This is a genomic window from uncultured Mucilaginibacter sp. (assembly GCF_903913935.1).
In the GTDB taxonomy this organism is placed as follows: Bacteria; Bacteroidota; Bacteroidia; order Sphingobacteriales; family Sphingobacteriaceae; genus Mucilaginibacter.
In genome coordinates this window covers 1-6,191 of sequence record NZ_CAIWNH010000181.1, presented here as the reverse complement: position 1 = coordinate 6,191, position 6,191 = coordinate 1, and the positions used below count along the sequence as shown (strand labels likewise).

Genomic DNA, 6,191 nt, shown 5'->3' with positions numbered 1-6,191 from the left:
GTATTTGAAACACGAAAGCTTAAAGAGGGTAAAATCCCGGTAAATAATTAATAAAATATTTTAAAATTTAAATCTTTAGTCATGTTAGTTGTATTAGAAGTTGCTGCATTAGTTGCTATCATTGTATTGCCATTATTTGCACCACAAAGAAGCGTTAAATAATTGTTCAACTACAATTAGTTAGGAAATACACTGGGCTGATCTTTTGATCAGCCCATTTTTTTTTGAAGTTTTTAAAACCGGGCCTAAACTATCCTCCCGATCGATATAAATAGCCATTTTATCACATCTCCTGCCTTGTATATATTGTTTAAACACTATTCTCATAATAAATAAGTCGTGTTTATAGGCTGTTAAGTTAAATTTTAACAAATTTTAACATTTAAACAGGTTATTGCAGTAGCAAAAAAATGATCGGGTGCTTAAGTTTGCAATCCAAAATAAAATGGATCTAATGGAAGATATAAATAGTAACGGCGGGCATCTTTCAACCGATGCATTGTCAGGTAGTTCATCGTATTCAACAGATATAAGGGCCATTAACGAAATGATACAGCGTGAAAGCGCCTTTGTTGATCTTTTAAAAATGGAGATGGATAAAGTTATTGTGGGCCAGAAGTATATGGTAGAGCGGTTACTGATCGGTTTATTGGCCGATGGGCATATCCTTTTGGAAGGTGTGCCGGGTCTGGCAAAAACATTGGCTATCAATACACTGTCAAAAGCTATCCAGGCTGATTTCAGCCGCATTCAGTTTACACCTGATTTGTTGCCTGCCGATTTGGTTGGAACAATGATCTACAACCAGAAAAAGGAAGAATTTATTGTGCGCAAAGGGCCTGTATTTTCGAATTTTGTGTTGGCTGACGAAATAAACCGCGCACCGGCCAAGGTGCAAAGTGCATTGCTTGAAGCGATGCAGGAACGGCAGGTTACAATTGGCGACAATACTTTTGCGTTGCCTAATCCTTTCCTTGTGCTCGCTACGCAAAACCCGATCGAGCAGGAAGGTACCTACCCGCTTCCTGAAGCGCAGGTTGACCGCTTTATGCTGAAAGTGGTTATCGGTTACCCCAGTAAGGAAGATGAGAAACTCATTATACGCGCTAACGTAAACCCACAAGGGGTGTTAAAGCCAAAACCAGTTGTGCACCCAGACGAAATTGTGAGGGCACGAAAAGTGGTGAGAGAAGTTTATATGGATGAGAAAATTGAGCAATATATAATTGATATCGTTTTTGCTACCCGTTATCCTGAGCAATATAAATTAGCGAATTATAAAAACCTCATCAGTTTTGGCGCATCGCCAAGGGCAAGCATTAACCTGGCGCTTGCAGCCAAGGCCTATGCCTTTATTAAACGCAGGGGCTATGTAATACCCGAAGACGTGCGGGCAATTTGCCATGACGTACTGCGTCACCGTATTGGCCTTACCTATGAGGCCGAAGCTGAAAATATGACCACTGAAGATGTTATTACAGGGATTTTGAACGCTGTTATTGTACCGTAAGTTGGATTAAGAGTCAAGAATCAAGAGTCAGGAAGAAAGACAGGGAAAAAGGATATTGCCGGATGGATTGATCAGATGGTATTTATCTTGATTCAAGGGTCTTTACTCATCGCTCTAAAAAAAAGCTATGGCAAGAGACACCAAAGAACTGCTAAAAAAAGTAAGAAAGATCGAAATAAAAACCAGGGGGATGAGCAACCACATCTTCTCAGGCGAATACCACTCGGCTTTTAAAGGCAGAGGTATGGCTTTTAGCGAGGTGCGCGAATACCAGGTAGGGGATGAGATCAGGACGATTGACTGGAACGTTACCGCCCGTTTTAATCATCCCTATGTTAAGGTTTTTGATGAAGAGCGCGAGCTTACCGTAATGCTGCTGATGGACGTAAGCGCCTCTGAGAATTTTGGTACCATCACCCAACAAAAACAGGATCTTGCAACCGAAATTTGCGCTGTACTGGCTTTTTCGGCCATACAAAACAATGATAAGGTGGGGGTGATCTTTTTTAGTGACAAAATTGAAAAATTTATCCCGCCAAAAAAGGGTCGTAGTCATATTTTAATGATCATAAGAGAATTGATCGACTTTAAACCCGAAAATAAAGGTACCAATGTGGCTGAGGCGTTAAAGTATTTTACCAGTGCCATAAAAAAGAAGTGCACCGCCTTTATTATTTCGGACTTTATGAGTCCGGAATTTGAGAACGAACTTAAAATTGCAAATAAAAAGCATGATATTATTGCATTAAGGCTTTTTGATAAGCATGAAGAGGAATTCCCTGACCTAGGGCTGATTCCTGTAAAAGATGAAGAGACGGATGAAATATTTTGGGTGAATACCGGTGATAAAAAAGTGAGAAATGCTTTTAAAATTGATGCGCTAAAAAGAAACGCCCGGCTAAAAGAAGTGTTCAGCCACTCGGGCGTGGATGCAACAGAAATAGGCACACATGAATCATACGTAAAACCATTAATGACATTATTTAAAAAACGGGAAAGAAGAAGGTGATAAATATGAATAACCGGTTTTTAAACTATATCCTGGCTTTACTATTGTTAACTTTTTTAAGTTATAAAGCCAGTGCGCAAAACATACAAGCGGAGGCTAAACTGCAGCAATACACCATCAGGATAGGCGATCAGACCAAATTATTCCTGACTGTACACCAGCCTGCTAAAGAACATGTAAACTTTCCGAAGCTTACTGATACTATAACCGGTAAAATACAGGTAGTAGGTGCCAATAAGCCTGATACCAGTTATGACCAGAACGATCATAGCTTATTAACCGTAACGCAAAGCTATACCATTACCTGTTTTGATGCTGGAACCTATACTATGCCATCATTTTCAATCGGAACAGCGGGCGGCGTCATAAAAACGAATGAATTAACACTGCAGGTTGAAACCGTTAAAGTGGATACAACCAAAGCCATTTATGATATTAAACAGCCAATAACCGTTAGCTATACTTTTTTAGACTGGCTAAAGGATAATTGGTATTGGATTGTTTTGCCTTTGCTTATTGTTGGGTTGGTTTTAGGCCTGATATGGTATTTGCGCAGCAGACCAAAAGCCGAACCTTTGGCCGGGGCGCCCAGGCTGGTTGTGCCTCCGCATGTGACAGCATTAAACCAGTTAAAACAGCTGAAAGATAAAAAGCTATGGCAGCAGGAAGAAGTTAAACAGTATTATATCGAATTAAGTGATATCATCCGTGAATACCTTGAGAAAAGATATGCTATTAAAACCCATGAAAAAACAACTGACGAAATTTTTGACAGTTTAAAACGCATTATTATTACAGATACAAACAGGAGTAAGTTAAGACATATACTGGTGTTGGCCGACCTGGTGAAGTTTGCCAAAGAAAAGCCATTGCCTGCAGAAAATGAGGAAAGTATAGAAATTGCTGTGGATTTTGTAGTTGCAACAAAGCAACAGGAAAGGCCTGCAACGGAAGGAGGCAATCAGCATGTTTAGCGGAATTGAATTTGCGCATCCGGGTTTTTTCTGGCTTTTAATCATCATTCCCGGCATGATTGGCTGGTATATTTGGCGAGAGAAAAAATTATATGGCAGTTTAAGTGTTTCAGCAATAAGGGCATTTGCATTACCGGTAAAAAACAGCCTGCCAAAGTTTCGCCATGTGGGTATCGTATTACGGTCACTGGCGATAGGCTCACTGATATTGGCCTTAGCGAGGCCACAATCCTCATTAAGCTGGCAAAATTCCACCACCGAAGGGATCGATATCGTGATCGCTTCCGATATTTCGGGAAGTATGCTTGCCGAAGACTTTCAGCCTAACCGGTTGGAAGCAGGAAAGAATATCGCCATTGATTTTATCAAAAACCGCCCCGACGACCGTATCGGCCTCGTTATTTTTAGCGGAGAGAGTTTTACCCAATGCCCTTTAACAATCGATCATGATGTTTTGGTAAATCTCTATGCTGACGTTAAATATGGAATGATAGATGATGGTACAGCGATAGGTATGGGGCTGGCCACAGCTGTAAACCGCCTTAAGGAAAGTGAGGCTAAAAGCAAAGTGGTTATACTGCTAACAGACGGTTCAAATAACATGGGCTCTATCCCCCCGCTTACTGCAGCCGAAATAGCAAAGGATTTTGGCATTAGGGTTTATACGGTAGGTATCGGAACCCACGGCTTTGCACCTTACCCGGTACAAACACAGTTTGGGGTTCAATACCAAAGGATACCTGTAGATGTGGATGAAGGTACACTTACTAAGATCGCAAATATTACCGGAGGTAAATATTTCAGGGCAACAGATAACCAAACGCTAAAAAACATTTACGAACAGATAGACAAAATGGAAAAGGCGAAAATTGATGTTACTCAATATCACAAAAAAACCGAATTGTTTTTGCCCTTTGCACTGATCACGTTGTTTTTGCTGTCGCTGGAGTTTATTTTGAAAAATACATGGCTGAGGGGGGCTTTAACATAGTATGCTAAGATTTGCCAACCCGGAATTTTTATGGGGCATGTTAATCGTTCCTGTTTTTATACTGCTGTTCCTGTGGGTAAGCAGGTGGAAAAAACGCGCTTTTGCCGCATTGGGCGATAAAAAAGTAGTTGAGGCGATGGTGCCGCAGGTGTCTTTTTCACGGCCATGGCTAAAATTTATTTTATTTATAGCTGCCTTTTCAATGCTGATCGTCGGAGCTGCTGATCCGCAGATCGGCTCGAAAATGGAGGAAGAGAAAAAGAAGGGCGCCGACCTGATGATCCTGCTGGATGTTTCAAACAGTATGCTCTCGCAGGATATGGCTCCCAACCGGCTGGAAAATGCTAAAAGAGCGTTAGCGCAACTGATCGACAACTTACATAATGACAGGATAGGAATCGTTGTTTTTGCAGGAGAGGCTTATGTACAACTACCGGTGACGACAGATTACTCTGCGGCGAAACTGTTTTTAAATACCATTAATACCGGAATGGTTCCGACCCAGGGCACTGCCATAGGCGCCGCCATTGATATGGGCATGAAATCGTTTGATTTTAAAGACGGAACAGGTAAAGCAATGATCATTATCACAGATGGCGAAAATCACGAAGACGATGCCGTTGCGGCCGCAAAAAATGCTGCAGAAAAAGATGTGATGGTAAATGTGATTGGTATGGGCTCAGAGAAAGGTGCGCCGATCCCTATTTTCCAAAACGGGAAACAGGCGGGTTTTCATACCGATAGCGTCGGGACTACCGTTATTAGTAAACTGAATGAGGATATGTGCAAGGAGATTACAGCTGCAGGCCGGGGCGTTTATGTACGCGCCACTGATGCCAATGCCGGGCTGAATATTGTGATGGGGCAGATAGGTAAGGTGCAACGGAAAACCTACGACAGCAAATCATTTAAGAATTTTGAAGACCGTTTCCAGTTCTTCCTGGCTGTTGCTTTTATTTTATTAATTGTTGAATTCTTTATCTCGAACAGGAAAAGCTCAAGGTTAAGCGGATTGAACTTATTTGAGGTGAAAAAAACATGAAGTATTTAATTATCATCATATTATTTTTACTGAGCGGAAACCTTCTGTTTGCGCAGGATAAAAGTTTGATTCATAAAGGGAATGAGCTTTACAAGCAGCAGAAATACAAGGAGGCTGAGGAAAATTACCGTAAATCTGCTGAAAAGAAAAATCAGGATGTGACAAGCAATTTTAACCTTGGCGACGCGCTTTACAAACAAAAAAAGTTTGCAGATGCCGGCGAACAGTTTAATAAATTAGCCTCGGCTCCCCGTAATAATAGAGCTTTAACAGCACAGGCCTATCATAACCTGGGGAATTCGTTCCTGGAGAACAAAAAACTGGAGGAAAGTATTGATGCTTATAAAAAGGCGCTGTTGAATAACCCGAAAGACGATGAAACGCGCTATAACCTGGCCTATGCCCAGGAAAAGCTAAAGCAGCAGCAACAGCAAAATAAGCAGAACCAGAATAATAAAAACCAGGACAACAAAAATCAGCAGAATAAGGATAATAAAAACCAGGATAATAAGAATAATAAAGACCAGAATAAGCAAAACCAGGACAAGCAAAATCAAAATCAGGATAAAAAAGATCAGCAAAACGGGCAACAAAAGGATAAACTTTCAAAAGAAGATGCTGAACGGATGCTCGACGCCCTGAATAATGATGAAAAGCAAACCCAG

At 41.0% G+C, this 6,191-nt stretch carries 6 protein-coding genes; all 6 read left to right on the top strand.

The genetic code is table 11. The features are described 5' to 3' along the window. Window positions 1–586 precede the first annotated feature (586 nt). Entirely contained in the window at window positions 587–1,510 is a 924-nt protein-coding gene (locus tag QZY09_RS06760) for an AAA family ATPase (protein WP_367119179.1), read from the top strand. A gap of 127 nt (window positions 1,511–1,637) precedes the next feature. After that, the gene (locus tag QZY09_RS06755; RefSeq protein WP_295669973.1) at window positions 1,638–2,519 is read left to right on the top strand and encodes a DUF58 domain-containing protein; all 882 of its coding nucleotides are present in this window, start codon (window positions 1,638–1,640) and stop codon (window positions 2,517–2,519) included. Between the two features lie 5 nt (window positions 2,520–2,524). Beyond that, a complete protein-coding gene (locus tag QZY09_RS06750; protein WP_295669970.1) occupies window positions 2,525–3,493 on the top strand; it encodes a BatD family protein in 969 nt (322 codons plus the stop codon). Next, window positions 3,486–4,484: a VWA domain-containing protein gene (locus tag QZY09_RS06745; protein WP_295669967.1), complete on the top strand. Its 999-nt coding sequence runs from the start codon at window positions 3,486–3,488 to the stop codon at window positions 4,482–4,484. Before QZY09_RS06750 ends, QZY09_RS06745 begins: the two co-directional genes overlap by 8 nt. Window position 4,485: 1 nt before the next feature. Further along, window positions 4,486–5,526 carry a VWA domain-containing protein gene (locus QZY09_RS06740; protein WP_295669963.1) on the top strand — a complete coding sequence of 347 codons (1,041 nt, stop codon included), beginning with the start codon at window positions 4,486–4,488 and terminating at the stop codon, window positions 5,524–5,526. Further along, window positions 5,523–6,191: tetratricopeptide repeat protein (locus QZY09_RS06735; protein ID WP_295669960.1), on the top strand; the 669-nt coding region annotated here is incomplete at its 3' end. The genes QZY09_RS06740 and QZY09_RS06735, both read left to right, overlap by 4 nt.

Coding starts and splice junctions, on each gene's coding strand:
- QZY09_RS06760 (WP_367119179.1), top strand. CDS start 587: ATGGAGATGGATAAAGTTATTGTGGGCCAGAAGTATATGGTAGAGCGG.
- QZY09_RS06755 (WP_295669973.1), top strand. CDS start 1,638: ATGGCAAGAGACACCAAAGAACTGCTAAAAAAAGTAAGAAAGATCGAA.
- QZY09_RS06750 (WP_295669970.1), top strand. CDS start 2,525: ATGAATAACCGGTTTTTAAACTATATCCTGGCTTTACTATTGTTAACT.
- QZY09_RS06745 (WP_295669967.1), top strand. CDS start 3,486: ATGTTTAGCGGAATTGAATTTGCGCATCCGGGTTTTTTCTGGCTTTTA.
- QZY09_RS06740 (WP_295669963.1), top strand. CDS start 4,486: ATGCTAAGATTTGCCAACCCGGAATTTTTATGGGGCATGTTAATCGTT.